This is a genomic window from Buttiauxella izardii (genome assembly GCF_003601925.1).
Lineage (GTDB): Bacteria > Pseudomonadota > Gammaproteobacteria > Enterobacterales > Enterobacteriaceae > Buttiauxella > Buttiauxella izardii.
The window spans coordinates 19024-45816 of the sequence record NZ_QZWH01000042.1 but is presented as its reverse complement, the minus strand read 5'-3'; the positions used below and the strand labels follow the sequence as shown (position 1 = coordinate 45816).

The following is a 26793-nucleotide window of genomic DNA, read 5'->3' as shown; positions in this document are numbered from 1 at the left end:
GGGTTTCGAATTTTGGTGGAGCTAAGCGGGATCGAACCGCTGACCTCTTGCATGCCATGCAAGCGCTCTCCCAGCTGAGCTATAGCCCCACGAATGGGTTGTGTTAATCGGTCAAATCTTGCTGGTAAAGATTTGGTGGAGCTAAGCGGGATCGAACCGCTGACCTCTTGCATGCCATGCAAGCGCTCTCCCAGCTGAGCTATAGCCCCGTACCGTAAACACCTTGTCGTATCGACGGGCGGCATCATATGAAACCCATTGAATAGTGTCAACGGCAAATTCTTCTTCTGCGACCAATCGCCGAAAAAGCAAACAATCCGGGAGATCTCAATTGCTTCTCGTCCTGCGGTAGTTAATCCTGTCACAGTTTCCAGTAAAATGATCCCCTAAAATGAACCCCTAATAACCCTTTTGGAACTAAGGAAAAACTGTGCTCAAGGAACGTATGACCCCGGAAGAGCTGGCGATGATTACTGGTTATAGTCGCCAAACAATCAACAAATGGGTACGAAAGGAAAGCTGGTTAACAACTCAAAAGCCCGGAGTTCAAGGTGGCAAGGCTCGCCTGATTCACGTGGACGAGCGTGTTCGCGAATTTATTAATAGTGCGAAACGCATTTCAGAAAAGCTCGGAAACTACCAGGTAAACGACAATTCACTCGAAGGCCTTCTGCTGAAATCAATGAAACAGATGTCGATTAGCGAGCAGGAAAAGATGTCAGCACTGATACTTCGGGAAGGTATTGCTGGGGTTTTGAAACGATTAGGTATTCGCGACGAGTAAGATGATTGTAAAAAAGCCGGCATCAGCCGGCTTAATTTTTAGCTTTAGTTTTTACTGTTGCGCTTCGCGTGCAGCAATAAATTCCAGAGCCTGGTTGATACGTGCAATCGAGCGCTGTTTGCCAATAGCATGCACAGTCACATCAAGGCCCGGTGACTGTCCTGCCCCAGTTACCGCGACGCGCAGTGGCATACCCACTTTACCCATCCCGATTTCCAGCTCATCCGCTGTTGCCTGAATCGCGTTATGAACATTCTCCGCAGTCCAGTCAGTTAACGCAGCCAGTTTGTCGCGCACCACTTCCAGCGGCTGACGAGCAACCGGGCGCAGGTGTTTCTTCGCCGCGTCTGCATCAAACTCGCTGAAGTCTTCATAGAAGTAGCGGCAAGTTTCGGCCATCTCTTTCAGAGTTTTGCAACGATCGCCCAGCAGTTTCACCAGTTCAGCCAGTTGCGGGCCATTACGGGTATCAATGTTTTGCTGCTCAATATGCCATTGCAGATGCGTTGCAACATATTCAGGAGCCAGATGGTTAATGTAATGGTGGTTCAGCCACTGAAGTTTTTCAGTGTTGAATGCGCTGGCCGATTTGCTGACTGAATCGAGCGTGAACAGTTTGATCATCTCTTCGCGAGTAAAGATCTCCTGGTCGCCATGGGACCAGCCCAGACGCACGAGGTAGTTCAACAGTGCTTCTGGCAGATAACCATCATCACGATACTGCATTACGCTGACCGCACCGTGGCGTTTAGACAGTTTTTTACCGTCGTCACCGTTAATCATAGAAACGTGCGCATAAACTGGAACGGGCGCGTTCAATGCTTTCAGGATGTTGATCTGGCGCGGAGTGTTGTTGATATGGTCTTCACCACGAACAACGTGGGTGATTTCCATATCCCAGTCATCCACAACAACACAGAAGTTGTAAGTTGGAGAACCATCGGTACGGCGAATGATCAGATCGTCGAGTTCCTGGTTGCTGAATTCGATTGGGCCACGAATCTGGTCATCAAAAATCACTGAACCTTCTTGCGGGTTAGCAAAACGCACCACGCAAGGCTCGTCGGCTTCATGATGCTCATGACCGTGGCGGCAGCGGCCGTCATAACGTGGCTTGTCGCCGTTAGCCATTTGTTCTTCGCGCAGCGCTTCAAGGCGTTCTTTAGAGCAGTAGCATTTAAACGCCGTACCCGCTTCCAGCATTTCGTCGATAACCGCGTTGTAACGATCAAAGCGCTTGGTCTGGTAGTACGGGCCTTCGTCCCACTCAAGGCTCAACCAATTCATGCCATCCATAATAGCTTCGATAGCTTCTGGAGTTGAACGCTCGAGGTCAGTGTCTTCTATACGCAACACGAATTCGCCATCGTGGTTACGAGCAAAAAGCCATGAGTAAAGAGCGGTACGAGCACCACCAACGTGCAAATAGCCTGTTGGGCTTGGCGCAAAGCGAGTTTTGATTTTCATTGAACGGCCTTAATTACGCAAAAGTACCGGGAAACCGGCAAATGCCAGGGAATATTGAGTCGGGCAACATTCTACCACTGTGCGCTAATTCCTCAATGACGTTACCTTGAGTTATCAGGAATCCACATATTCTGGTGGCAAATCAATCACCCATGGACATTTACCGATCGCATTGTTTATTTTTACGACGAACGAACAAAATCTTTAGAAAAGGCGTTGACTCATTTTCAACTCTCCCTATAATGCGACTCCACACAGCGGGGGTGATTAGCTCAGTTGGTAGAGCACCTCCTTTACACGGAGGGGGTCGGCGGTTCGAGCCCGTCATCACCCACCATTCATTAGTGAGTGATTCCGCAGTGTAGCAAGAGATAAGATTTGGGTGATTAGCTCAGTTGGTAGAGCACCTCCTTTACACGGAGGGGGTCGGCGGTTCGAGCCCGTCATCACCCACCATTATCGCCTCTTGCAATAGCAGTACCGAAGTTTGGGTGATTAGCTCAGTTGGTAGAGCACCTCCTTTACACGGAGGGGGTCGGCGGTTCGAGCCCGTCATCACCCACCATTCGGGGCGTTAGCTCAGTTGGTAGAGCAGTTGACTTTTAATCAATTGGTCGCAGGTTCGAATCCTGCACGCCCCACCAAATTTAGAAAAAAGCGCCTTTAGGCGCTTTTTTCGTTTCTGACTCACCACTTTCCATTCAAGATTTACCCCTGCCTGGCCGATAACAGCTCTAATCAATCCCTCGAGGAATAATTATGAGCACCACTATCAACACGTCCACACCGTCACCTCAGGCAAGCAGTGCTTCTTCAAAAAGCTCCGGCGGCAACGATCTGGCGTCGCAAATCACCCGCATCACGCAGCAAATCACCAAACTGACTCAACAAGCGAAAGATATTGCTAACGGCAGCGGGACAACCGAAGAAAAGCAGAAGCAACAAGAGCTGATTCAAGCGCAAATTAAGATGTTGCAGGCGCAACTGGCCCAACTCCAGCGCGAGCAAGCTGAACAGGCCCAGCAAAAGCAGGAACAGCAGCAAGCGAGAGTCGAAGGGGTGAATAAACCTTCCGATGAACACCAGATTGATATCTACATCTGATCGTGATTAAACAGTGGATCGCCCAGACGAGCCGCGGTTAACTGCTGCGCCTGCTGGCGAACCACCTGCCAGATGGCTTCTGCCGCACGCGAAAGTGAGCGGTTTTTGCGCCGCACCAACATTAACTGCCGGTCAACAACGGGAATCAGCGGCCTGACAACCAGCGGCCGCCCCTGTGGCAAAGGCAATGCCAGCGCGGGAAGTACGCTGATGCCGATTCCCGCTTCCACCATCGGGAAAAGCGTCGCCGGGTGGCCAATCTGCTGCACAATGTTTGTCTCAATTCCCTGACGAAGCAATGCATCATCAATCAGCGGACGGCTTCCCGACGCGTAATCCTGCAAAACCAGATTTGCCCCTTGCAATGCTTGCCACGGAACCTGTTCCTGAGCTGCTAATGGATGATCATTGCGGCACAGTAATAAGAACGGCTCGGAAAGGACGGCCTCGCAATCCAGGTCACTTGCCTGAATCGGGTCGATAACCATGCCAAAATCCACTTCTCCTTGCCGAATGCTTTGCAGCACCCACTGTTGCGGGCGGTCATGAAGCACAAATCGAATTGCGGGAAATTCCAGCGCGGCTGCGGCAATGGACTGCGGCATTAAATGAGCGGAGATAGTCTGGCTGGCGGCGACGCGCACTGTTCCGCTTAACTGATGCCCAACGCTTCGCGTGTCCAGCAGTGTGCTGGTCAACTCTTCCAACAGGCGTTCGAGACGCGCCGCCAGTTGCTGGCCCGCTTCCGTTAACACCACTTCTCGCGTGGTGCGATCCAAGAGTTTGACACCGATTTCGCTCTCAAGCTCTTTCACGCTGTGACTGACCGCCGACTGGCTCAAGCCAATTTGCTCCCCTGCCCGGCTAAAACTTCCGGCATGAGCGACTGCGACGAAGACTTTTAACTGACGTAACGAATAATTCATTTAATAAATTCATTAATGCATTCAATAAATCAATTTTATTTCTAAAACCAATAAAAGCACAATGACTCATCAAAAGTTTGAGGAATGATGATGAAACTCTTTCGCGTACTCGACCCGTTCACACTGACGTTAATTGTGACTGTATTGCTGGCGTCTTTCTTCCCCGCTCAAGGCAGTTTTGTAGGCTTTTTTGAAGGGCTGACGACGGCTGCCATCGCGCTATTATTCTTTATGCACGGCGCAAAGCTTTCGCGTGAAGCGATAATCGCCGGCAGCAGTCATTGGCGTTTGCATTTGTGGGTGATGTGCAGCACGTTTGTATTATTCCCGGTTCTGGGCGTGCTGTTTGCCTGGTGGGCACCGGTCAAAGTCAGCCCCGAAATTTATACCGGCTTTTTATACCTGTGTATTTTGCCTGCAACGGTGCAGTCGGCCATCGCGTTTACCTCCCTTGCGGGTGGCAATGTTGCGGCTGCGGTATGTTCCGCATCGGCTTCCAGCCTGCTCGGCATTTTCCTCTCGCCATTGTTAGTCGGCATGGTGATGCACGTTCATGGCGCAAGTGGCAGTTTGCAGCAGGTTGGCAGCATTATGTTGCAGTTGCTGGTGCCGTTCGTGGTGGGCCATCTTTCACGTCCGTTGATTGGCGAGTGGGTCGCACGACACAAAAAGTGGATTGGTAAAACTGACCAAACCTCCATTCTGTTGGTTATCTACACGGCGTTTAGCGAAGCGGTAAGGCATGGGATTTGGCACAAAGTCGGCATCGGTTCACTGCTGTTTATTGTGGTCGTAAGCCTGGTTCTGCTGGCGATTGTTATCAGCGTTAATATGTTTGTCGCCAGACGTCTGGGCTTTAGCAAAGCGGATGAGATTACGATTGTGTTCTGCGGCTCGAAAAAGAGCCTGGCGAATGGTATTCCCATGGCGAATATTTTATTCCCGGTCGCCACCGTCGGGATGATGGTGCTACCGCTGATGATCTTCCACCAGTTACAGTTGATGATTTGCGCGGTTCTGGCTCGCCGTTATCAGCATGAAACGAAAGTGGCAGCCGAAGCCGCCACTGAAAACGCATAATAACATCTACCCTAAATAATTCGAGTTGCTGGAAGGCGGCAACGCAGTGAATCCCCAGGAGCTTACTAAAGTAAGTGACTGGGGTGAACGAGGAAAGCCAACGCATCAGCAACTTGAAGTATGACGGGTAAATTAGTGACGTTTTAGGGGTTTGACCAACCCCTCCAACCCTTCAGTTTTAATCAGCAAAGTGAGCCGCATTAAGTCACCAAGATGGCCCTGTGGAAACTCGTCTTTGCGTGCGAACCACAGGAAATATTCTTCCGGCACATCAATCAGCACGCGGCCTTTATACTTGCCGAAAGGCATTACAGTATTGGCAATTTCAATCAGCTGTTCTTTATCCATTTCATTCACCTAATAAGCGAATCATTTCAGCTTCATCAATCACATCAATACCCAGTTCCTGGGCCTTCACAAGCTTAGAACCGGCCGCTTCGCCCGCAATCACTAAGTCGGTTTTCTTCGACACGCTGCCCGCAACTTTCGCCCCTAAAGCGACCAGCCGAGCTTTGGCATCATCACGCGACATAATGCTTAGCGACCCCGTCAGGACAACGGTTTTACCCGCAAACGGGCTGTCGATTTCTTCTGCTTTGATAACGACAGGAGCGGGCCAGTGAACGCCTGCTTCTTCGGTTAACTGGCGGATAACTTCGCGGTTACTTTCTTCAGAGAAGAAGTTAAATACATGCGTGGCAACCACGATGCCCACATCAGGCACTTTTTGCAGTTCTTCAATAGAGGCCGCAGCAAGAGCATCCAGCGTGCCAAAATACGCCGCTAATCCTGCCGCTGTCGCCTCGCCCACTTCACGAATACCCAGCGCATAGAGGAAGCGGGCGAACGTGGTTTCTTTCGACTTCGCCAACGCATCGACAACGTTTTGCGCCGACTTCGGCCCCATGCGATCCAGGCCAGTCAGTTTGCCTGCGGTCAGATTGAAAAGATCCGCAGCGGTATGGACGTATTCCTTCTCGACCAGTTGATCGATGATCTTGTCGCCCATGCCATCGACATCCAGCGCGCGACGCGAGACAAAATGCTTGAGTGCTTCTTTGCGCTGCGCACCGCAAATCAAACCACCGGTACAACGCGCAACGGCTTCGCCTTCGACTCGTTCAACATCAGAACCGCAAACCGGGCAATGCGTCGGGAAGACGATTTCTGTGGTGTTTTCCGGGCGCTCAGACTCCACCACGCCAACGACTTGTGGAATCACATCACCCGCACGACGAATAACAACGCGGTCGCCAATTCTTAAACCCAGGCGCTCGATTTCATCGGCGTTATGCAGTGTGGCATTGCTGACTAGCACACCCGCAACCTGCACCGGCTCAAGACGGGCAACGGGCGTGATCGCACCGGTACGCCCTACCTGAAATTCCACGTCACGAACAAAGGTCATTTGTTCCTGCGCCGGGAATTTAAATGCCACCGCCCAACGCGGCGCACGGGCAACAAAGCCAAGAGTCTCTTGCAGAGCAAGCGAATCCACTTTGATCACCACCCCGTCGATATCAAAACCTAAAGTCGGGCGATCTGCCTCAACCTGGTGATAAAACGCCAGCACTTCTTCTGCTGTGTTGCACAGGCGAATGCGATCGCTAACCGGCAATCCCCACTCTTTGAACTGCTGTAAACGCCCGTGATGACTGGCAGGTAATTCACCACCTTCAAGCAAACCGACGCCGTAGCAGAAGAAGGTCAATGGGCGTTTTGCGGTAATGCGTGGATCGAGCTGACGCAAAGATCCCGCCGCAGCGTTACGTGGGTTAGCAAAAATTTTGCCGCCGGTGCGACGAGCTTCTTCGTTGATCTTCTCAAAACTCGCTTGTGGCAGGAAAACTTCACCTCGCACTTCGAGGCGACGGGGAATATTTTCACCACGCAATTTCAGAGGAATAGCGCGAATGGTACGCACGTTAGCGGTGATATTTTCCCCGGTAGTGCCATCGCCACGCGTCGCAGCGCGGATTAGGACGCCGTCTTCATAAAGCAAGCTAACCGCCAGGCCATCTAACTTTAACTCACAGCAAAAAGTCACCGCTTCGGTGCTTTTTAAGCGGTCTTGTACACGCTTGTTAAAGGCGAGATAGCTCGCCTCATCAAACACGTTATCGAGCGAAAGCATCGGTACTTCGTGGCGAATCTGAGTAAATTCGCTTAGCGGTGCCGCACCCACTCGCTGAGTCGGTGAATCTGGGGTGATTAATTCAGGATGCGCTTCTTCTAAAGAGCGCAACTCTCCCATCAGGCGGTCGTATTCCGCATCAGGGACTTCTGGGTTATCAAGCACATGATAGAGATATTCATGATGGCGAAGCGTGGTTCGCAGTTGAGTAATTTGTTGTTCGATTGTGTCCATATCGCACCATCAATAATATAAAAAACCCCCGACATGCGGGGGTTTGGGGAAACATGTTCAGGACAAATTCTAGTGGCAAGCGTTAGCTTCTACCACTTCGCGGATGCGGTCCTGATACTCACGCATTTTCTGCGGTGTCATCATACGGCGTTGGTCGTCAAGCACCACACCACCGACTTCATCAGCAATATGCTGAGCTGACTGCAGCATCAACTTAAAGTTCTGGGTCGGATCGCCATAAGACGGCACCTGCATGAAGATTGTCACACCCGGTGTGGCAAAATTCGTCATGCTCTCGGGGTCAAACGAACCAGGCTTAACCATATTGGCGAGGCTAAACAGCACCGGGCCGCTACCATCAGGACTGAGGTGACGGTGGAAAATGTTCATTTCGCCAAAGATAAAGCCCGCTTGCTGAATACTGTTTAACAGCACGTCGCCGTTAATCATGCTGCCAGCGTGCGCCGAAACGTTCAGTACAATCACCGTCTCTTTAAGACGAGCCGGAGCTTGCGGTGCCGGAGCAGGCTGTGCTGCAATTGGCTCTGGCTCAGCAATTGGCTGCTGTACCGGAGCTGGCGGAACCGCTGGCTGCGGTTGCTGTGCAATCGGTTGTTGAACAGGCTGCTGCACCGGTTGAGCAACAACAGGCTGCTGTGGCACAGGCTGATGTACTGGCGCTACAGGTGCTTCCTGGCGCGGTGCAACCGGTTCAGGTTGACGCACAGGGGCACTTTGACGCGGCTCAGCAGAAGCGTATGGCGGCTCGTATTGATGTTGAGGCGATTGTGGTTGACGAGGCATTTCTGTCTCGCGACTCACGCTTTCTGGCGCAGGGTTAGCCCGACGCACACGCACCTCACCTACTCCATCATCTTGCTCATCGTCAGCCTCGTCGCCATCCGACTCGTATTCGTCACGCTTAGACTTCATGCGCTTCATTGGACGATCACGAAAAACGGATGAACGCTCCTTACGACTCGTCCACAGGCCGTGAACCAGTAAGGCTATTATGGCGATCGCGCCAACAATGATTAATATCAGACGCAAATCCTGCATCATTATATTCTCTGTTGTTCTAACACCTTGCCACCGCGGCAAACATTTACTCACTAAGAGTATTTGCCCATCTGCTCAAGTGCAAGTGCGCACACGGTTTTCTCGGCAGAAAGATGCTCCTAAATCGATTTTTTGCTGTTTTTTCGACCATTTCCTAATAAGTTTTTCTCCTGACACTCAGTTATGATAGCCATGCACGTCAAAGCCAAGCCTAAAAAGGAGTTCGATCAGATATGGTTTCACTTTCAGGAACCGTGCCACGCAGTGGCGTTTATTATTTTTCGCAAGGCTGGAAGCTGGTACGCGAGCCTGGAATCAAACGATTCGTGCTCATGCCGCTCCTGGTGAATATCTTATTGATGGGCGGCGCATTTTGGTGGCTGTTTACCCGCCTGGATGTTTGGGTTCCGACGCTGCTTTCATACGTGCCAGACTGGTTGCAGTGGCTGAGCTATATTATTTGGCCGCTGGCGGTGATCTCTATCTTGCTGGTGTTTGGCTATTTATTTTCAACCCTCGCCAACTGGATTGCTGCCCCGTTTAACGGTTTGTTAGCTGAACAGCTAGAAGCTCGTCTGACTGGCGCAACTCCGCCAGATACGGGCCTGGTTGGCATAATGAAAGACATTCCACGCATTATGAAACGCGAATGGCAAAAGCTGGCCTGGTATCTGCCGCGTGCGCTGTTGTTACTGCTGCTTTATTTCATTCCGGGTATCGGGCAAACCGTTGCGCCAGTTTTATGGTTTTTGTTTAGCGCATGGATGCTGGCGATTCAGTATTGCGACTATCCATTTGATAACCATAAAGTGCCCTTTAAAGAGATGCGCATTTCGTTGCGTGAAAAGAAAGTTATCAATATGCAGTTTGGCTCGCTGGTCAGCCTGTTTACGCTCATTCCTTTCCTGAATTTAGTCATCATGCCGGTTGCTGTGTGCGGCGCGACGGCGATGTGGGTGGATTGCTATCGCCCAAAACACGCCATGTGGAAGTAATCTCAACAGGAGCGGCTTATGTCGCTCCTTATTCCTTCTCGCTCCTGCTTATTTCCCTTATACATATAGATATGCGATTTCCTTACTTCCGCATAACTTCTAAGCAGGTATGCTGGGCTGGTTTCCCAAATTTCATACAGTTAAGGACGGGTTATGAGCAAGATCTATGAAGACAACTCTCTGACTATCGGTCATACGCCGCTGGTTCGACTGAACCGCATCGGTAATGGACGCATCCTGGCGAAGGTAGAGTCCCGTAACCCGAGCTTTAGCGTTAAATGCCGTATCGGAGCCAATATGATTTGGGATGCCGAAAAACGCGGTGTGCTCAAACCTGGCGTTGAGTTAGTCGAACCGACCAGTGGTAACACCGGTATCGCACTGGCCTACGTTGCCGCAGCGCGTGGTTACAAGCTGACGTTAACCATGCCAGAAACCATGAGCATCGAACGCCGCAAACTGCTGAAAGCGCTGGGTGCCAACCTGGTACTGACAGAAGGCGCGAAAGGCATGAAAGGCGCGATTCAGAAAGCTGAAGAAATCGTTGCCAGCGATCCAGAAAAATTCCTGCTTCTGCAACAGTTTAGCAACCCGGCAAACCCGGAAATCCACGAGAAAACCACTGGCCCGGAAATCTGGGAAGATACCGATGGTGAAGTGGACGTATTCATTGCCGGTGTGGGTACAGGCGGTACGCTGACAGGCGTGAGCCGTTACATCAAAAACACCAAGGGTAAAACTGACCTTATCAGCGTTGCCGTTGAACCAACCGATTCTCCGGTCATTGCTCAGGCGCTGGCGGGTGAGGAACTCAAGCCAGGCCCACATAAAATTCAGGGCATCGGCGCAGGTTTCATTCCAGGGAACCTCGATCTGAAGCTTATCGACAGAGTTATCGCCATCACTAACGATGAAGCTATTTCTACAGCTCGTCTTTTGATGGAAGAAGAAGGTATTTTGGCGGGTATTTCATCCGGTGCCGCAGTGGCTGCTGCATTAAAACTTCAAGAAGATGAAGCATTTGCCAATAAAAACATTGTGGTTATACTGCCATCCTCTGGGGAGCGTTACCTGAGTACTGCCCTGTTCGCCGATCTTTTCACGGAAAAAGAACTGCAACAGTGATGCCAGGCAGGTAAGAATGTGTAAAAAAGCACCCAAATGGGTGCTTTTTTGTGGCCTTCATCAAACTTTTGGCTACCCCGGCATTGCGTAGCCCCGTCAGGTCTGGTATCTATCCAGCAAATTATTTTGATGCGCGAAATTAATCGGAATGTGAGGTAGATCTGCTGAATCGATTTAACGATTTGGTGCAAAATCACATTTCACGGCATAATGATTAATGACGAGCGAGCCGCTAAGCGCACGGTTTCATGCCAGAGCACATTTCGCGGTTCCCGAAAGCATCCTGTGTCGCGTACAGTGTAACGTCGACGCTAACTATACAGGCTAAAGTTTTGCCACCAGGCTAGACTTTAGTTCCACAACACTAAACCTATAAGTTGGGGAAATACAATGTTCCAGCAAGAAGTTACCATCACCGCTCCAAACGGTCTGCATACCCGCCCTGCTGCTCAGTTTGTTAAAGAAGCTAAAGGCTTCACTTCTGAGATCACTGTGACCTCCAACGGCAAAAGCGCTAGCGCAAAAAGCCTGTTCAAACTGCAAACTCTGGGCCTGACTCAAGGTACAGTAGTGACCATCTCCGCTGAAGGCGAAGACGATCAGAAAGCAGTTGAGCATCTGGTAAAACTGATGGCTGAACTCGAGTAAGTTCTGGGTTCTTCGTAAATATCAGTCACAAGTAAGGTAGGGTTATGATTTCAGGCATTTTAGCATCCCCGGGTATCGCTTTCGGCAAGGCACTTTTGCTGAAGGAAGATGAAATTGTCATCGACCGGAAGAAAATTTCTGCCGACAAAGTTGCGCAGGAAGTTGAACGTTTCTTAAGTGGACGCGCGAAAGCGTCTTCGCAATTAGAAGCGATCAAAATTAAAGCTGGCGAGACCTTCGGTGAAGAAAAGGAAGCTATCTTCGAAGGCCACATTATGTTGCTGGAAGACGAAGAGCTTGAGCAGGAAATCATAGCCCTTATCAAAGATAAGTTAGTGACTGCTGATGCAGCGGCTCACGAAATTATCGAAGGCCAGGCTATTGCTCTGGAAGAGTTAGACGATGAATACCTGAAAGAACGTGCGGCTGACGTGCGTGACATCGGTAAACGTCTGCTACAAAACATTCTGGGTCTGGCAATTATCGACCTGAGCGCTATTCAGGATGAAGTTATCCTGGTCGCTAAAGATTTGACTCCGTCTGAAACCGCTCAGCTCAACCTGCAAAAGGTTCTGGGTTTCATCACTGATATCGGTGGCCGCACCTCCCACACCTCAATCATGGCGCGTTCTCTTGAACTGCCAGCGATCGTCGGTACGGGCAGCGTTACCAACCAGGTGAAGAACGGCGATTACCTGATCCTCGATGCGGTTAACAATAAAGTTTACGTTAATCCAACCAACGACGAGATCGAAGCTCTGCGCGCTGTACAGCAGCAGGTTGCTTCTGAGAAAGCTGAACTGGCAAAACTGAAAGACCTGCCAGCAATCACTCTCGATGGTCATCAGGTAGAAGTATGCGCAAACATCGGTACTGTTCGTGATATCGACGGTGCAGAGCGCAATGGTGCAGAAGGTGTAGGTCTGTATCGTACTGAATTCCTGTTCATGGACCGCGATTCACTGCCAACTGAAGATGAGCAGTTCGCGGCGTACAAAGCTGTTGCTGAAGCCTGTGGCTCACAAGCAGTTATCGTACGTACCATGGATATCGGTGGCGACAAAGAGCTGCCGTACATGAACTTCCCGAAAGAAGAGAACCCGTTCCTGGGCTGGCGTGCAGTGCGTATCGCAATGGATCGTAAAGAGATCCTGCATGATCAGGTACGCGCTATTCTGCGTGCTTCTGCTTTCGGTAAATTACGCATCATGTTCCCAATGATCATCTCTGTTGAAGAAGTGCGTGCACTGAAAGCAGAAATCGAAATCATGAAGGCGCAGCTGCGTGAAGAAGGCAAAGCGTTTGACGAAACTATCGAAGTTGGCGTGATGGTTGAGACTCCGGCTGCGGCCACGATTGCTCGCCACCTGGCTAAAGAAGTCGACTTCTTCAGTATCGGTACTAATGATCTGACGCAGTACACCCTGGCAGTTGACCGTGGTAATGATATGATTTCACATCTTTACCAGCCAATGTCACCGTCCGTACTGACTCTGATTAAGCAAGTTATTGATGCTTCTCATGCTGAAGGTAAATGGACCGGTATGTGTGGTGAGCTTGCAGGCGACGAACGTGCTACACTTCTGTTGCTGGGTATGGGTCTGGACGAATTTAGTATGAGTGCCATTTCTATCCCGCGCATTAAGAAGATTATTCGTAACACGAACTTCGAAGATGCGAAGGTGTTAGCAGAGCAAGCTCTTGCTCAACCGACAACGGACGAGTTAATGATGCTGGTTAACAAGTTCATTGAAGAAAAAACAATCTGCTAATCCACCGGATGCGGCCCAATTTACTGCTTAGGAGAAGATCATGGGTTTGTTTGATAAACTGAAATCTCTGGTTTCTGATGATAAAAAAGACACCGGAACCATTGAGATTGTTGCCCCACTTTCTGGCGAAATCGTCAATATTGAAGATGTACCAGATGTGGTTTTCGCCGAGAAGATCGTTGGTGATGGTATTGCAATTAAACCGACTGGCAACAAAATGGTTGCTCCGGTTGACGGCACCATCGGTAAAATCTTCGAAACTAACCATGCTTTCTCTATCGAATCTGATAGCGGCATCGAACTGTTCGTTCACTTCGGTATCGACACCGTTGAACTGAAAGGCGAAGGCTTCAAGCGTATCGCTGAAGAAGGCCAGCGCGTTAAGAAAGGCGACGTAGTTATCGAGTTCGATTTGGCCCTGCTGGAAGAGAAAGCGAAGTCTACCCTGACTCCGGTTGTTATCTCCAACATGGACGAAATCAAAGAGCTGATCAAACTGACTGGTAGCGTGACAGTGGGCGAAACCCCAGTAATCCGCATCAAGAAGTAAGATTTAAGCGGCAGGTCATCTCCCTGCAATGAATATAAAAAACCGGAAATATTTATTTCCGGTTTTTTTTTGCCTGTATTAGTCGCGTAAATACTCCAGTTGGTATTCTCCTGAACCGACTTTTACCACACCATTATTCCCCTGTTTTTCAATCTGCAAATCATCAGCTGAAATGACATCCCGTAATGCAGCAAGTTTGAGGGTGGCATGAGTATTATGTGGAACCTTAATATTTAGCCTCACTCTTTGGCCGCTATTGCTCTCTTGCACCTGCCAATGCACGGCAATTTCACCATAGTTTGTATGTACGGCTGCCTTTACCCAGGAAAGCCCGCCGCCAATCACCGGTGAGATAATCACATGCTTAAAGCCCGGCTCGTTCTCATCAGCTTCAATTCCCGCCACCGCCCGATACAACCACTCCCCCACCGCGCCATAGGCGTAATGGTTAAATGAGTTCATATCGGCGCTCCACATCGAACCATCGGGCTTAACGCCATCCCAGTGCTCCCAGATAGTCGTCGCCCCCGCTTTAACCTGATACAGCCATGACGGGAAATCTTCTTTTAGCAGCAGTTCCCAGGCCTCTTTCTCGCGGCCGTTTTGACTCAGCGCGTGGCAAAAATAAGGCGTCCCTACAAACCCGGTCACCAGATGGCCATCATGCTCCTTTAGAAGTTCAACCAGCGTGTTCACAGTGCGTTCCTTAAACGCCGCTGGCACAAGGTTGAAATAGAGCGCAAGGATATGAGCGGTCTGGGTTCTTGCCGCAAGCCTGCCGGATGGCGTAAAGAATTCGAACTGAAAACGTTCAACGATTTGCTGATGCAGATCGCGGTATTTCTGGTGATCGTCCTCCCGCCCTAACGCTTTGGCGGCTTTGCTAAACAGCTCCGTCGAATAGGCAAAATACGCGGTACAAACGAGGTCTGAAGGCGTGGCACCAAAATAGCTCCCCTCTTTTGCATCCAGCGCCACCCAGTCGCCAAACTGCAATTTGTAGCCCCAAATCAGGTTCTGCGAGTGGACGAGCATAAATTCAATCCAGGCTTTCATGCTGTCATACTGGTTTTCCAGCACTCGGGTATCGCCATACATCAGATACAACGTCCACGGATTAATCACCGCCGCATCAGCCCAGGCCGCCGCCGAATGCGTTCCCCCCTCAGCAAGATTGATATCGTTCGCGCAATGCCCGGCGAGAATATCAGGCACCACGTGTGGCACTCCGCCCTCAGGCGTCTGGTCGTATTTCAGGTCGGTTAGCCATTTAGAGAAGAAACTGCTGGTTTGCATCAGGTAGCTGGCGGTGCGGCAAAAAATTTGTGCGTCACCCGTCCAGCCCAGCCGTTCGTCACGCTGCGGGCAGTCAGTAGGGACATCGACAAAATTCCCTTTCAGACCCCAGAGAATATTGTGATGCAGCTGGTTTAAATCGTTGTTTGAGCATTTAAAGTGCCCAACCTGCGCCATTTCCGAATGAATGACGATTGCATTAAAGTTCTCAAGCAACAGCTCGCCGGGATATGCTTCAACTTTCACATAGCGGAAACCGTGATAAGTGAAGCGGGGATGATAAACCTCCTGCTCGCCGCCATTTAAAATATACTCGACGCGCTGTTTCGCAGAACGCAGGTTATCCAGATAGACATTGCCGTCAGCATCCAGCACTTCAAAATGCCGCAGTATCACTTTCTCGCCGCGCTGGCCGCGAACTTTAAACTCAACCCAGCCACTAAGGTTTTGCCCGAAATCAATTACCGAATCGCCCTGTGGCGTGGTCATCAGACGCAGTGGCTGGAGCACTTCAATCTGTTTGACCTTGCAGGCTCCCTGCGCGGTAAGCGTTTTCTTATCATGCGCAACAATTTCCACAGGCCGCCAGTGCGACGCATCAAAATCTGTTTTATTCCAGCCGCTACGCTGCTGGCCTGCATCGTAAATTTCGCCATCATAAATTTCAGCAAATAAAACCGGCGAATCTTCGGCGCGCCAGGAGTCATCGGTTACGACAGTTTGTGTCGTGCCATCTTCATAATTGATCACCAACTGGCCGATAAACGCAGTTTGTTCCCCGTAATAATTTCTGTCACGGGTAAACCCCATATCGCCTTTATACCAACCGGCTCCAACTTCTGCGCCAATCACATTTCCGCTGGACTGGAGTTGCTCCGTCACATCGTAGGTTTGATAAAGCAAATGATGATGATAGCTACTCCAGCCAGGGGTTAATTCATCGCTCCCCACTTTGTTGCCGTTAAGGAAAAGCTGATAAATCCCTAACCCAGACGAATGTACAAAAGCAGATTTTATTGCGACGTTATTTTTTAGCGCGAACTCTTTTCTTAATAAAGTCACTTTGGAGTTAGCTTTATCCTGAACACTTTCCCCAGAAATAAAATCAGCCTGCCATGAGTTATCAACCAGGCCACTTACAAACTTAGCGACTGAACTCCATTCACTTTTCTCACCGTAATTATCAATAACTCTGCCCCGAACAAAATAAAGCGTGGAAGGATGCAAAGAAATATCATTGAGGATAATATTAGCGGAAGCATTACTGATAACCACACCGCTATCAAACAAGACTTCAGTAAAGCTTTCATCGTAACTACATTGCAATTGGTAAGAAACCTGTTCGACACATTGATGGTTGCTGTTAATCTCCCAACCTAAAACCGGAAATTGATCAACGCCACAGAGCGACAGCTCATGGTCAAGCGTAATTTTATTAACTGCCAGCATGATTTATAGTCCTTAATAAAAACCAGTTAATGAGGAGTTACCGGTGCTGCCCGAAGTTCAGATGCATCAGAATGAATATCGATAATGGTTTCACTTTCGCTGGAAAACTCATTGCGCTGCTGGCGATGGAAACACAGCCAACCAATAAACATGCCTAAAGCAATAATTGAAGAAAGAATGGTATATAAAGCAACAGGCCCGGCATCTAATAATACGGGAGTAACAAAGGCCAATAATGCACAGGATAATCGAGCCACGCCGACAATGGCACCCTGTGCCGTGGAGCGCAGCATGGTGGGGAATGATTCCTGCGACCAGACTTTCATAATGCCTTCAAACGCCATCCCGCTGCCCACTGCGGTAAATGAAATAAAGCAGAACCACGATAGCGGAGAGAAATTAAGTAATACCGGCATAAAGAAACCGCCCGCAAAAAAGAATGCGCCAATCACAAAAACCAGCATTCTTCTCGACGTATCAACCATTTTCATAAATAACAGCCCAGACAACACGCCCACCGGCATCAGCAAAAAATTCCACAGGGAATTTTTCTCTACCGAAATCCCGACCACATTCACAGCAACATAAGTCCCGAACTGCCCGCCGGTATTAGCGGCAAGATTCACCAGGGTATAGAAAAGGCACAGCGCGATAAACGGCCATAAATATTTGCCGCGTAACAGATCTTTAAACGAAGCCTTTTGTGCGCGAACAGTTGTAGCGCCCCGACGCCGTTCATCGCGAGCCACCAGCCACATGGGTGATTCAGGGATTTGCCAGCGCAACAGTAACAACACAACGGCCACGAAGCCGACATGAAGATACATAACCTGTGCGCCTAATTGCCCCCATCCTCCGACCACAGCGGAAATAGCCATCGTCGCACTGATGCCCAGCAACCACAGCAGATTGGATAAGCCAATAATCTTGCCGCGATTTTTATCGCTGGCTGCTTCAGCAATAGTGGCTAATGAAACCGGAAGATCGGCTCCGGTCGCCAGCCCAACAAATGCCGTGCCAAGCAGTAAAACCACAAACAACTTGCCGAACGTTAACATCAGCGCGCCCACAGCAATCATCGCCATGGTGACAATAAAAACTTTACGCCGGCCAAAACAGTCACCCAACCTGCCGCCGACAAGAGCACCCACCGCGATACATAACGTTAATACGCCGGAAAGAATGCCGATTTCAGCCGAAGTTACGCCAATGGCTTTCTGATAAATCACTAATGCCGTACCGTTAGAAACAATAGCCGCTGAATCAATATAAGAGGCCATACCCGAAACCACCCCGATATACCAGGGGTTAATAACTTTGACTTTATCCATAAAGTTGACTCCATTAATCACTACGTTAATTTCATTAACCACTTACCTTTCTTTAAAGAAAAAATAATGCACAGTAATGAACTAGCAGCAGAACGATTAACAAGAAATTGACTGACTTAAATGTCGTTCCTGAGAGGGCGTCCGATAAAAACGTTTCTTATAACTTTCGGTTAAGCGTGAAGCAGTCACAAAACCACATGCCAATGCAATTTCATTAACCTGCCGATCGGTAGTGCGTAATAACTCTTGCGCCTTTAACAATCGATATATCTGCTGGAACTTTTCCGGAGTTGTCCCGGTCATTTGTTTAAAAAAACGAAACATCGTGCGTTTCGCCATTCCACTATCTTCACATAAATTGTCCCAGTTAATATTTTGCGTATAGTTCTTGCGTACATAGCTGAACATTTTTTGCCGACAATTATCGGCTGTGCGATCCCTGTCTACTTTTCTGCCGAGACAACAGCAAAGCAGTGACATTATTTCCAGGATAGCGGCTTCAGCGGCAGAAAAATAAACGGCATCATAATTATCATCGCGCCGTGCGCTTAGTTCATCGGTCAATTTCACAATTCTCGCCAGTTCGCTCTCTGACAAGCAAACGTTATGATGAGTAAAATTCTTTCTGTGCAGCCTGACGACACCCAGTAATTCATCGATACTTTGTATAAACCGAAAATGCCGCTGCTTATGGAATAATAGATTTATTAGCGATAGGTTATTAGTAGATTCGTAATAGTGAATATCATTTGCCGAGACAAAGAAGAAGTCGCCCTGGCCGATTAACTGCACCTGGTCGTTAATAATATGAAAGCCACTGCCACTACGTACGATCACCAATTCATCAAAATCATGGCCATGCATATCCGCCATTTCTTGTTTATCTAACATAAACAAACAGAAAGCATGTTCTTGAGTGAGAAAGAAATCCTCCGGCTGTTTTATTTCCATCTTTTCACCTGCCTGTTATTTATTTTCGGGGTGAGGCAAATATTAAACCCCATTATTAATGTCAAGTCATTATAGGGAGATGGCAGTACACCGTAAGTCAGCGTGACATTACTATCATTTTATCTAATCAATGTGTTCCATAACTCAGACGCAAAAAAAACGGCACCTTCAAGGCACCGTCATTATGTGGCTGTAAAACTGATTTAGATTTAAATACCGGAGCCTTGCGAATAACTCTCTTCGCCAAACACACCGGTCGATAAATAACGGTCGCCGCGATCGCAGATAATCGCCACCACCACCGCACCTGGGTTTGCCTGCGCCACGCGTAATGCGCCAGCCACCGCACCGCCGGAACTCACGCCGCAAAAAATACCCTCTTCACGCGCGAGTTTGCGCATGGTTCTTTCGGCGTCGACCTGCGACATATCAATCACTTCATCAACCAGACTCGGGTTGAAGATCTTCGGCAGCCATTCTTCGGGCCAGCGGCGAATGCCTGGAATACTGCTGCCATCTTCCGGCTGTAGGCCGACGATTTTGACGGTTTTTTCTTGCTCGCGCATAAACTGGCTGACGCCGGTTACTGTTCCGGTCGTGCCCATGCTGGAAACGAAGTGCGTGATTCGCCCCTGGGTTTGCTGCCAGATTTCTGGCCCGGTGGTGCTGTAGTGCGCATAGGGATTATCAGGATTGTTAAACTGGTCGAGGACTTTTCCTTCGCCACGTTCATCCATCAAACGCGCCATTTCACGCGCGCCTTCCATGCCCTGCTCTTTGGTCACCAGAATCAGTTCTGCGCCATAAGCCTGCATCGCCGCTTTGCGTTCCATACTCATGTTATCGGGCATTAACAGCTTCATGCGATAACCTTTGAGCGCGGCAATCATCGCCAGCGCAATCCCGGTATTGCCGCTGGTCGCTTCTATGAGCGTATCGCCAGGGGAGATTTCACCACGCGCTTCTGCGCGCACAATCATCGAAAGTGCCGCTCTGTCTTTTACCGAACCTGCGGGATTATTCCCCTCAAGTTTCACCCAAATTTCACTGCCGTTATCCAGGCCGGTGCGCTGCAATTTAACCAGAGGCGTATTGCCAATTGTGCTTTCTAATGTGTTCACTTGCCTGTCCACATACTTGCCAAAAATAAGAAAAGCGGCCACGTGGGCCGCTTTTGCGTGTCGTGTTGTTCGGTAAACTTATCAGGCAGTCTGCGCCAGGTCTAGTTGGCTATTATAAGTATGCTGAATACGGTCGTTGCCATCATATAAGCGAGCATGTTGCAGGCCGACAAACAAACGCTCGCCACGCACGGGAACATGATCTTCGCGCAGAACCACGGTTAACGGTTCGTCATACCAGCCCAACGGCTGCACAACTAGCTGCATGTAATGGCCGCGCGGGCTGATTTCCAGCACCTGCACCGGCAACGGAGAATCCAGATTTGTACGGCGACTGACGTCCACTTCCCACGGGCGCAGGAATAAATCCACTGGCCCCTGGTGCGCAGGAGTAAAGCCCAGCGGCCAGCGGTGTGCGCCGACATGGAACTGGCTGCCGCGCACAACCCCTTTCATGCGGTTCACTTCACCGAGGAATTCCAGCACGAAGCGGGTCGCCGGGTCGCGCCATACCGCTTCTGGTGTATCAACTTGTTCGATGTTGCCCTGGCTCATGACCACCACGCGATCGGCGACTTCCATCGCTTCTTCCTGGTCGTGAGTCACGAACACGCTGGTGAATTTCAGTTCTTCATGTAACTGGCGCAACCAGCGGCGCAGTTCTTTACGCACCTGCGCATCCAGCGCACCAAACGGCTCATCGAGCAGCAGAATCTGCGGCTCAACGGCTAACGCACGGGCCAGCGCGACACGCTGTTTCTGCCCGCCAGAAAGCTGCGCGGGGAAGCGATCCGCCAGATGGGAAAGCTGCACCATCTCCAGCAAACGGGTGACTTTCTGTTTAATCACCGCCGCCGACGGGCGCTCGCGGCGCGGTAATACCGTCAGGCCAAACGCAATATTGTCGAACACCGTCATATGGCGGAACAGCGCGTAATGCTGGAACACAAATCCCACTTTACGTTCACGCGCGTGAATGCGGCTGACATCGGTGCCATGGAAACTAATCCGCCCGCTGTTCTGGTGCTCAAGCCCGGCAATAATACGCAGCAGCGTGGTTTTGCCAGAACCCGATGGGCCTAACAGCGCCACCATTTGACCAGAAGGGATATCCAGAGAGATATCATTCAGCACCTGGGTGCGACCAAAAGATTTCTTAATATTGGTAATATCAATGCTCATGATTCCCCTCCTGTTGCAGGCGTTTTTCCTGGCTATTCAAACGCCACTGCACCGCACTCTTTAAGAACAACGTAACGATTGCCATCAGGGTCAATAACGCCGCTGCGGTAAACGAACCGACGGTGTTGTAGTCCTGCTGCAATAATTCAATCTGTAACGGTAGCGAGAATGTCTCGCCGCGAATAGAACCGGAAACCACTGATACCGCACCAAACTCGCCAATGGCGCGGGCGTTGGTCAACACCACGCCGTAGAGCAGCGCCCAGCGAATGTTCGGTAACGTAACGCGGCGGAACATCTGCCATCCTGACGCGCCCAGCAAAATAGCCGCTTCATCTTCCTGGCTGCCCTGGCTCAACATCACCGGCACCAGTTCACGCACCACAAAAGGACACGTCACGAAAATCGTCACCAAAACCATACCCGGCCACGCGAACATAATCTGAATGTTATGCTCGTCCATAAAGCCCGCCAGCGGGCCGTTGGAACCGTAGAACAGCAGGTAAACCAAACCGGCGACAACCGGCGACACCGCAAACGGGATATCCAGCAGCGTCAGTAACAACTGGCGGCCAGGGAAGTCAAAACGCGTCACCAGCCAGGCCAGTAAAATCCCGAACACCAGGTTTACCGGCACGGTAATCAACGCGATCATCACCGTCAGCCAGATGGCGTGCAGCATGTCCGGGTCAACAATGTTTTGCAGCGCAGGCATCAACCCTTTCGAGAAGGCCTGAGCAAAAATTGAGGCCACCGGCACCACCAGCAGCAAGAATGAAATCAGCACGCCGATACCAATCAGCGCCCATTTGCCCCAGTTAAAACCGGTACGGCGATAGCTTTTCAATTCAGTTACATCCGTCATCAGTGACCTACCACGCGCCGACCAAAGCGACTTTGCAACGTGTTAATCGTGAACAGCAGCAGCAATGAAGCCGCGAGGATCACCGAAGCAATCGCGCTGGCTGCCGGATAGTCGAACTCCTGCAAACGCACGAAAATCATCAGTGAAGTGACTTCCGTTTTCCAGGCGATGTTCCCGGCGATGAAAATCACCGCGCCAAATTCACCGAGGCTGCGAGTGAATGACAGCGCCACGCCTGCCATTAATGCTGGTGAAAGCTCCGGTAAAATCACACGACGGAAACTCTGCCAGCGCGTCGCACCGAGCGTTTCCGCCGCTTCTTCGTATTCCGGGCCGAGTTCTTCAAGCACTGGCTGGATGGTGCGCACCACAAACGGAATGCTGGTGAATGCCATCGCCACCGCGATACCCAACCAGGTGTAAGTCACTTTAATGCCAAACTGCGCCAGCCATTCGCCGTACCAGCCGTTAACGGAAAACAGCCCGGCAAGGGTTAAACCCGCCACCGCCGTTGGCAACGCAAATGGCAAATCCATCAAAGCGTCGAGCAGGCTGCGGCCCGGGAATTGATAACGCGTTAAAATCCACGCCATCAACATGCCAAACGCGCCATTAAAAATGGAAGCCACACCCGCCGACAGCAGCGTGACTTTGTACGCTGCCACGACTTGCGGGTTAGTGATCACTTCCCAGTACTGCGCCAGCGTCATTTCTGAAAGCTGCATCACTAGCGCGCTAAGCGGCAGCAGTAAAATCAGGCAAACAAACAGCAAACTGGTGCCGAGGCTTAAGGTAAAGCCCGGCAACACACGCTTTGAAGCAACAGCAAACATTACTCACGCCCCTTGCCGAGCAATTTGTCGAACTCACCGCCGCTGGCAAAGTGGGTTTTCATCGCTTCCGGCCAGCCGCCAAATTCATCTTCTACGCGGAAGAGTTCGGTCTGCGGGAATTTGTCTTTCAGTTTCGCCATCACTTCCGGGTTGTTCACGCGGTAGTAATAGTCGGTGATGATGGTTTGCGCCGCCGGGCTGTAGAGGAAGTTCAGATACTCTTTCGCCGCTTTTTCAGTGCCGTTGGCTTTAACGTTTTTATCCACCCAGGCCACCGGGAACTCAGCCAGAATGTTGACCTTCGGCACCACCACTTCGTAGCCGTCTTTCTCGTACTGCTTACTGATGTTATTCACTTCGGACTCAAAGCTAATCAGCACGTCGCCGAGGTTACGCTCAACAAATGTCGTGGTTGCGCCACGGCCACCGGTATCAAACACTTCGACGTTTTTCAGGAACTGCGTCATGTACTGTTCGGTTTTGGCTTTATCGCCGCCATCGGCTTTGTTCGCCGCGCCCCAGGCACCTAAATAGGTGTAACGCGCGTTACCGGAAGTTTTTGGATTCGGGAAAATCAATTTCACGTCCGGGCGCACTAAATCGCTCCAGTCGTGGATGTTTTTCGGGTTCCCTTTGCGCACCAGGAACGCCATGGTGGAGTAAAACGGTGAACTGTTATTGGGCAGGCGGGCTTGCCAGTCGGCCGGAATCAGGTTGCCTTTGTCATGCAAAATCTGCACATCAGAAACCTGGTTATAAGTTACAACGTCTGCTTTTAAACCCTGCAAAATCGCCAGCGCCTGTTTTGATGACCCGGCATGAGATTGTTTAATCACCAGCTTGTCGCCTTTGTTTTCCGCATCCCACTGCTTCTGGAAAGCAGGATTGAGCGCGGCAAACAGTTCGCGAGACACATCATAAGAGCTGTTCAGCAGTTCTGTGGCATGGGCTGAACCCGCCAATAACGCAGAAACAACCAGCGCACTCCAGACTTTTTTAACCGACGTTATTGCCATTGGGCACCCTTATAAATGTGATAGCCATCGAACTTTATGGTTACCAGTGTATTTATAACGAGTGGCAAAGCTGTAACGGTTTTATATATCGTTTGGTGATTTGCAATAAGAAAGGGGTATAAGGTTTTTAGGCGGGATTTGTCGGGTGACGCTAACGCTTACCCGACCTACGTTAAACATGGTTTTGTAGGGTGGATAAGCGCAAGCGTCATCCACCATTTAATTCTACAAGTTCAAAAGCTTATCTAAAGACGGCGCGAAATAATAACCGCCCGTCACTGGCTTAGTGAAACGCAACATGCCATCACGCTTGCCGTCGGTTTCGCCAAACATGCTCAACAACTGCTGTTCGATGTTATGCAAACGCGCACAATAAGCGATGAAGTACAGGCCGTGCGGGCCGCTGGCGGTGCCGTATGGCAGGCTCTGGCGCACAATCTTCAACCCTTTGCCGTTTTCTTTTAAATCGACGCGAGTTAAGTGCGAAGTCTCCGGGCGCTCGTCGCCGTCGATCTCTTCATTGGCATCTTTGGTACGGCCAATAATCATTTCCTGGTCGTGAACGCTCATGCGGTTTAACTGCTTGAGGTTATGTTCCCAACGCTGCACGAACACGTAGCTGCCGCCCGCATCCACACCATCGTTGATCACCGCCACTTCACGGCGAGTTTCTTCGCCCTGCGGGTTTTCGGTGCCATCAACAAAACCGCTCAGGTCGCGTTCTTCAACCCAACGGAAACCGTGGATCTCTTCTTCAATTTTCAGCGCGTCGCCAAAGGCCACCAGTGCCGCTTGCGCCACAGAAAAGTTCACGTCATGGCGCAGGGAAAGAATGTGGATCATCACATCATGCTGCGTCGCGGGAGCCAGCCCTTTGCCTAATGGCGCAAAGTTTTTCAGCTCGGTTGCGCCCACGCCACCGCTTAAATCGCGCCATAAATCGTGGCCGAATGCCACAACCGCGCCTAAGTTTGCATCCGGGAATTTAACCTGCAACTCAGTGAGCGACTGATTAAAAGTTTTGCAGCCCTGGCGAATCGCGTCGAAATCACCCTGAATACTCGCTTCCAGCCAAACGGCGGCGCGACAATGTTCCGGCAGAATGCCGGTTTGAACACGAGACATGAATCCTCCTGAAAAAAAACACGCCACTGACCGTGGCGTTTATGTCCTTATGATACCCAAATCTGGCCGCACCTTCTTGAGAAGGCGCAAGGCTGGGCGAAATTTTTATCGACGCCAGATAATTTTGCTGACCTTCCAGTTTTTGAGCGCATCGTCAGACGGCATTAAACCTTCCGGGCCGTGCCATTCGCCACTAAACACATAGCTAATGTGCTGGCTATTGGCAGCCTTACACTCAACACCTTCGCTGTCGTCACCGGTCGCTTTCGCACATGCGCCAAAGGCTTTGCTATAAAGGTCGCTAAAGAGGGTGCCAATTTTCACGCCGCTGTCGGTTTCAATCTCGCTGTCCATGACATCGACACGGCTGACGGTGCCTTTCTCACCGTTGACGATCACCATCACGGTTTTGTCGTCCATCGCTTCAAAGAAACGGACAATTTCGCCGTTGTCGGTTTTCATGCCGCTGCGCAGACGGTAATTGTCATTCAAAGCGCTGCTGACGGCCTTTTCATCCATCGGCGTGCTGGCGTTTAACTCACCCACGCCCTTCTCGCTCACTTCAATGGATGAACCGAACCAGTTCCATGGATTTGCCGCAGACCAGTTGACGGAAGAAAGCGTCGAACAGCCGCTCAGAACCAGTGGCAACCCTAATAACATCAGGCGCAGAGTTTTCATTAGAAATTCCTTTATTAAGCATGGGTACGCGCTTTGGAGTGCAAACTTTCCCAAAAGTGCCAGGTTATTCCCGGCTGAGGGTGAAGTAATCGCGTAAACGGCGGCTGGTACACAGCCACCAGAGGGCAAAAATATCGGCAATCAGCAACGCTAAAGTGACGCCCGTCAGCACTTCGCCCTGCCACAGCAACACGAGCTGCCAGCCCAAAACAACGATTTGTGCGGCAATTAATACCCAACGCCACGCCGACCATAATCGAGGATATAAATGGCGGCGGCCACTCATCATAAATGCCAGAGCCGCAGGAACGCCGGGCAGAAGCCCAAACCAAAAATTATCGCGGTCAGGATAGAACACACCGAGAATGGCATCCCCCTGCTGGCGGGACGCTGCCGCAAGCACTAACACGAACCAGGTTCGCGCCTGCAACAGGAGGGTGCACCAGAACAAAAACGGCGTTTTCAGATTACCGTGCGTATCATAATCCGAAGGCGGATACAGCTCAGGCATTAATATTCCTGGTCTTCAATCAAACGCTTGCCGAGCAAAATCACATCTTGCTGCTCATACTCAAGCCGCTCATACATGCCAATCACCAGGTCGTTTTCTTCGCGCACCATGATTTGAATTTTTGGGCAGCCGCGTGCGATGAGTTTTTTCTCAAGGCGGCTGAGTAACGCATTGGCGATGCCGCGACCGCGAAATTCCGGGTGTACGCCGAGGTAGTAAGCCGAGCCACGATGCCCGTCATAACCCCCCATCAGCGAGCCGACCACTTCACCGCCCACTTCCGCCACTAAAAACAGATCGGCGTCATGGTTGAGTTTGCGTTCAATGTCCATTTCAGGGTCGTTCCACGGACGCAGTAAGTCGCAACGTTCCCAAAGCGTAATGACTTCTTCGAAATCATCCTGGCGAAAAACACGTATTTCCATGGTATTAGCCACCTGAAAGTCTAAAACAGTGATTATGGCTGGAACTCATCATTAAGCCAATATCTGCCGCAAGAGCAGGTAAAAAATGGCATACTTAGCGCTCATTCATTTCTTGAAATGAAAAGATAA

General features: G+C 50.4%; 25 protein-coding genes and 6 tRNA genes. 12 read left to right on the top strand and 19 right to left on the bottom strand.

What is annotated here, in order from left to right; translation table 11 throughout:
* Positions 1-13 precede the first annotated feature (13 nt).
* Positions 14-89, bottom strand: a tRNA-Ala gene (locus D6029_RS17220).
* 44 nt (positions 90-133) lie between these two features.
* Positions 134-209, bottom strand: a tRNA-Ala gene (locus D6029_RS17215).
* A 221-nt stretch (positions 210-430) separates the two neighbouring features.
* Between D6029_RS17215 and D6029_RS17210 the strand changes: the two genes are divergently transcribed.
* Positions 431-784 carry a YfeC-like transcriptional regulator gene (locus D6029_RS17210; protein ID WP_120065964.1) on the top strand — a complete coding sequence of 118 codons (354 nt, stop codon included), beginning with the start codon at positions 431-433 and terminating at the stop codon, positions 782-784.
* A 51-nt stretch (positions 785-835) separates the two neighbouring features.
* Here the strand turns inward: D6029_RS17210 and gltX are convergent, their stop codons facing one another.
* Positions 836-2251 (bottom strand): glutamate--tRNA ligase, encoded by a 1416-nt coding sequence (gltX, locus tag D6029_RS17205; RefSeq protein ID WP_120065963.1) that lies wholly within the window; start codon positions 2249-2251, stop codon positions 836-838.
* A gap of 261 nt (positions 2252-2512) precedes the next feature.
* Here gltX and D6029_RS17200 point away from each other — a divergent pair.
* The 5 genes from D6029_RS17200 (at position 2513) to D6029_RS17180 (ending at position 3355) form a co-directional block, all read left to right on the top strand.
* A tRNA-Val gene (locus D6029_RS17200) sits at positions 2513-2588 on the top strand.
* A 43-nt stretch (positions 2589-2631) separates the two neighbouring features.
* A tRNA-Val gene (locus tag D6029_RS17195) sits at positions 2632-2707 on the top strand.
* A 33-nt stretch (positions 2708-2740) separates the two neighbouring features.
* A tRNA-Val gene (locus D6029_RS17190) sits at positions 2741-2816 on the top strand.
* Positions 2817-2819: 3 nt separating this feature from the next.
* Positions 2820-2895: transfer RNA gene (locus tag D6029_RS17185), tRNA-Lys, on the top strand.
* A gap of 115 nt (positions 2896-3010) precedes the next feature.
* Complete coding sequence (locus tag D6029_RS17180; RefSeq protein ID WP_120065962.1) at positions 3011-3355, top strand: FlxA-like family protein; 345 nt, start codon at positions 3011-3013, stop codon at positions 3353-3355.
* Here the strand turns inward: D6029_RS17180 and D6029_RS17175 are convergent.
* Complete coding sequence (locus D6029_RS17175; protein ID WP_120065961.1) at positions 3346-4281, bottom strand: LysR family transcriptional regulator; 936 nt, start codon at positions 4279-4281, stop codon at positions 3346-3348. The two genes, D6029_RS17180 and D6029_RS17175, sit on opposite strands and share 10 nt — an antisense overlap.
* Before the next feature lie 90 nt (positions 4282-4371).
* Between D6029_RS17175 and D6029_RS17170 the strand changes: the two genes are divergently transcribed.
* The gene (locus D6029_RS17170; protein ID WP_120065960.1) at positions 4372-5361 is read left to right on the top strand and encodes a bile acid:sodium symporter family protein; all 990 of its coding nucleotides are present in this window, start codon (positions 4372-4374) and stop codon (positions 5359-5361) included.
* Positions 5362-5493: 132 nt separating this feature from the next.
* On the opposite strand, the gene D6029_RS17165 is transcribed toward D6029_RS17170, so the two are convergent.
* From D6029_RS17165 to zipA, 3 genes are all read right to left on the bottom strand, one after another.
* Positions 5494-5709 (bottom strand): DUF3820 family protein, encoded by a 216-nt coding sequence (locus tag D6029_RS17165; protein ID WP_120065959.1) that lies wholly within the window; start codon positions 5707-5709, stop codon positions 5494-5496.
* 1 nt (position 5710) lies between these two features.
* A complete protein-coding gene (gene ligA / locus D6029_RS17160) occupies positions 5711-7729 on the bottom strand; it encodes an NAD-dependent DNA ligase LigA (protein ID WP_120065958.1) in 2019 nt (672 codons plus the stop codon).
* 69 nt (positions 7730-7798) lie between these two features.
* A complete protein-coding gene (gene zipA, locus D6029_RS17155) occupies positions 7799-8791 on the bottom strand; it encodes a cell division protein ZipA (protein ID WP_208642695.1) in 993 nt (330 codons plus the stop codon).
* Between the two features lie 230 nt (positions 8792-9021).
* Here zipA and cysZ point away from each other — a divergent pair, with 230 nt between their 5' ends.
* From cysZ to crr, 5 genes are all read left to right on the top strand, one after another.
* Complete coding sequence (gene cysZ, locus D6029_RS17150) at positions 9022-9783, top strand: sulfate transporter CysZ (protein ID WP_120065956.1); 762 nt, start codon at positions 9022-9024, stop codon at positions 9781-9783.
* A gap of 153 nt (positions 9784-9936) precedes the next feature.
* Positions 9937-10908 carry a cysteine synthase A gene (gene cysK / locus D6029_RS17140; protein WP_120065954.1) on the top strand — a complete coding sequence of 324 codons (972 nt, stop codon included), beginning with the start codon at positions 9937-9939 and terminating at the stop codon, positions 10906-10908.
* Between the two features lie 390 nt (positions 10909-11298).
* A complete protein-coding gene (ptsH, locus tag D6029_RS17135; protein WP_034459025.1) occupies positions 11299-11556 on the top strand; it encodes a phosphocarrier protein Hpr in 258 nt (85 codons plus the stop codon).
* A 44-nt stretch (positions 11557-11600) separates the two neighbouring features.
* On the top strand, positions 11601-13328 hold the full coding sequence (gene ptsI / locus D6029_RS17130; RefSeq protein ID WP_120065953.1) for a phosphoenolpyruvate-protein phosphotransferase PtsI: 1728 nt from the start codon (positions 11601-11603) through the stop codon (positions 13326-13328).
* 40 nt (positions 13329-13368) lie between these two features.
* Entirely contained in the window at positions 13369-13878 is a 510-nt protein-coding gene (crr, locus tag D6029_RS17125; protein ID WP_034459029.1) for a PTS glucose transporter subunit IIA, read from the top strand.
* Between the two features lie 78 nt (positions 13879-13956).
* Here the strand turns inward: crr and D6029_RS17120 are convergent, their stop codons facing one another.
* From D6029_RS17120 to D6029_RS17065, 12 genes are all read right to left on the bottom strand, one after another.
* Positions 13957-16623 (bottom strand): alpha-L-rhamnosidase, encoded by a 2667-nt coding sequence (locus D6029_RS17120; RefSeq protein WP_120065952.1) that lies wholly within the window; start codon positions 16621-16623, stop codon positions 13957-13959.
* A 26-nt stretch (positions 16624-16649) separates the two neighbouring features.
* Complete coding sequence (locus D6029_RS17115) at positions 16650-17954, bottom strand: MFS transporter (RefSeq protein WP_120065951.1); 1305 nt, start codon at positions 17952-17954, stop codon at positions 16650-16652.
* A gap of 96 nt (positions 17955-18050) precedes the next feature.
* A complete protein-coding gene (locus D6029_RS17110) occupies positions 18051-18905 on the bottom strand; it encodes a helix-turn-helix domain-containing protein (protein WP_120065950.1) in 855 nt (284 codons plus the stop codon).
* A gap of 209 nt (positions 18906-19114) precedes the next feature.
* The gene (gene cysM / locus D6029_RS17105) at positions 19115-20026 is read right to left on the bottom strand and encodes a cysteine synthase CysM (RefSeq protein WP_120065965.1); all 912 of its coding nucleotides are present in this window, start codon (positions 20024-20026) and stop codon (positions 19115-19117) included.
* Positions 20027-20107: 81 nt separating this feature from the next.
* Positions 20108-21208 (bottom strand): sulfate/thiosulfate ABC transporter ATP-binding protein CysA, encoded by a 1101-nt coding sequence (cysA, locus tag D6029_RS17100; RefSeq protein ID WP_120065949.1) that lies wholly within the window; start codon positions 21206-21208, stop codon positions 20108-20110.
* Positions 21198-22073, bottom strand: coding sequence for a sulfate/thiosulfate ABC transporter permease CysW (gene cysW, locus D6029_RS17095; protein ID WP_120065948.1), 876 nt, complete (start codon positions 22071-22073; stop codon positions 21198-21200). Before cysW ends, cysA begins: the two co-directional genes overlap by 11 nt.
* A complete protein-coding gene (gene cysT / locus D6029_RS17090) occupies positions 22073-22906 on the bottom strand; it encodes a sulfate/thiosulfate ABC transporter permease CysT (protein ID WP_034497495.1) in 834 nt (277 codons plus the stop codon). The genes cysW and cysT overlap by 1 nt, the downstream gene beginning before the upstream one ends.
* Entirely contained in the window at positions 22906-23922 is a 1017-nt protein-coding gene (locus tag D6029_RS17085; RefSeq protein WP_120065947.1) for a sulfate ABC transporter substrate-binding protein, read from the bottom strand. Before D6029_RS17085 ends, cysT begins: the two co-directional genes overlap by 1 nt.
* Before the next feature lie 225 nt (positions 23923-24147).
* Positions 24148-25047, bottom strand: coding sequence for a Dyp-type peroxidase (locus tag D6029_RS17080; RefSeq protein WP_120065946.1), 900 nt, complete (start codon positions 25045-25047; stop codon positions 24148-24150).
* A 105-nt stretch (positions 25048-25152) separates the two neighbouring features.
* The gene (locus D6029_RS17075) at positions 25153-25728 is read right to left on the bottom strand and encodes an RpoE-regulated lipoprotein (RefSeq protein WP_120065945.1); all 576 of its coding nucleotides are present in this window, start codon (positions 25726-25728) and stop codon (positions 25153-25155) included.
* A gap of 64 nt (positions 25729-25792) precedes the next feature.
* Positions 25793-26239, bottom strand: a complete 447-nt coding sequence (locus D6029_RS17070) for a DUF2919 domain-containing protein (protein WP_418230273.1) — start codon at positions 26237-26239, stop codon at positions 25793-25795.
* Positions 26239-26664, bottom strand: coding sequence for a GNAT family acetyltransferase (locus tag D6029_RS17065; protein ID WP_064560191.1), 426 nt, complete (start codon positions 26662-26664; stop codon positions 26239-26241). Before D6029_RS17065 ends, D6029_RS17070 begins: the two co-directional genes overlap by 1 nt.
* Positions 26665-26793 lie beyond the last annotated feature (129 nt).

Coding starts and splice junctions, on each gene's coding strand:
- gltX (WP_120065963.1), bottom strand. CDS start 2,251: ATGAAAATCAAAACTCGCTTTGCGCCAAGCCCAACAGGCTATTTGCAC.
- D6029_RS17180 (WP_120065962.1), top strand. CDS start 3,011: ATGAGCACCACTATCAACACGTCCACACCGTCACCTCAGGCAAGCAGT.
- D6029_RS17175 (WP_120065961.1), bottom strand. CDS start 4,281: ATGAATTATTCGTTACGTCAGTTAAAAGTCTTCGTCGCAGTCGCTCAT.
- D6029_RS17170 (WP_120065960.1), top strand. CDS start 4,372: ATGAAACTCTTTCGCGTACTCGACCCGTTCACACTGACGTTAATTGTG.
- D6029_RS17165 (WP_120065959.1), bottom strand. CDS start 5,709: ATGGATAAAGAACAGCTGATTGAAATTGCCAATACTGTAATGCCTTTC.
- ligA (WP_120065958.1), bottom strand. CDS start 7,729: ATGGACACAATCGAACAACAAATTACTCAACTGCGAACCACGCTTCGC.
- zipA (WP_208642695.1), bottom strand. CDS start 8,791: ATGATGCAGGATTTGCGTCTGATATTAATCATTGTTGGCGCGATCGCC.
- cysZ (WP_120065956.1), top strand. CDS start 9,022: ATGGTTTCACTTTCAGGAACCGTGCCACGCAGTGGCGTTTATTATTTT.
- cysK (WP_120065954.1), top strand. CDS start 9,937: ATGAGCAAGATCTATGAAGACAACTCTCTGACTATCGGTCATACGCCG.
- ptsH (WP_034459025.1), top strand. CDS start 11,299: ATGTTCCAGCAAGAAGTTACCATCACCGCTCCAAACGGTCTGCATACC.
- ptsI (WP_120065953.1), top strand. CDS start 11,601: ATGATTTCAGGCATTTTAGCATCCCCGGGTATCGCTTTCGGCAAGGCA.
- crr (WP_034459029.1), top strand. CDS start 13,369: ATGGGTTTGTTTGATAAACTGAAATCTCTGGTTTCTGATGATAAAAAA.
- D6029_RS17120 (WP_120065952.1), bottom strand. CDS start 16,623: ATGCTGGCAGTTAATAAAATTACGCTTGACCATGAGCTGTCGCTCTGT.
- D6029_RS17115 (WP_120065951.1), bottom strand. CDS start 17,954: ATGGATAAAGTCAAAGTTATTAACCCCTGGTATATCGGGGTGGTTTCG.
- D6029_RS17110 (WP_120065950.1), bottom strand. CDS start 18,905: ATGGAAATAAAACAGCCGGAGGATTTCTTTCTCACTCAAGAACATGCT.
- cysA (WP_120065949.1), bottom strand. CDS start 21,208: ATGAGCATTGATATTACCAATATTAAGAAATCTTTTGGTCGCACCCAG.
- cysW (WP_120065948.1), bottom strand. CDS start 22,073: ATGACGGATGTAACTGAATTGAAAAGCTATCGCCGTACCGGTTTTAAC.
- cysT (WP_034497495.1), bottom strand. CDS start 22,906: ATGTTTGCTGTTGCTTCAAAGCGTGTGTTGCCGGGCTTTACCTTAAGC.
- D6029_RS17085 (WP_120065947.1), bottom strand. CDS start 23,922: ATGGCAATAACGTCGGTTAAAAAAGTCTGGAGTGCGCTGGTTGTTTCT.
- D6029_RS17080 (WP_120065946.1), bottom strand. CDS start 25,047: ATGTCTCGTGTTCAAACCGGCATTCTGCCGGAACATTGTCGCGCCGCC.
- D6029_RS17075 (WP_120065945.1), bottom strand. CDS start 25,728: ATGAAAACTCTGCGCCTGATGTTATTAGGGTTGCCACTGGTTCTGAGC.
- D6029_RS17070 (WP_418230273.1), bottom strand. CDS start 26,239: ATGCCTGAGCTGTATCCGCCTTCGGATTATGATACGCACGGTAATCTG.
- D6029_RS17065 (WP_064560191.1), bottom strand. CDS start 26,664: ATGGAAATACGTGTTTTTCGCCAGGATGATTTCGAAGAAGTCATTACG.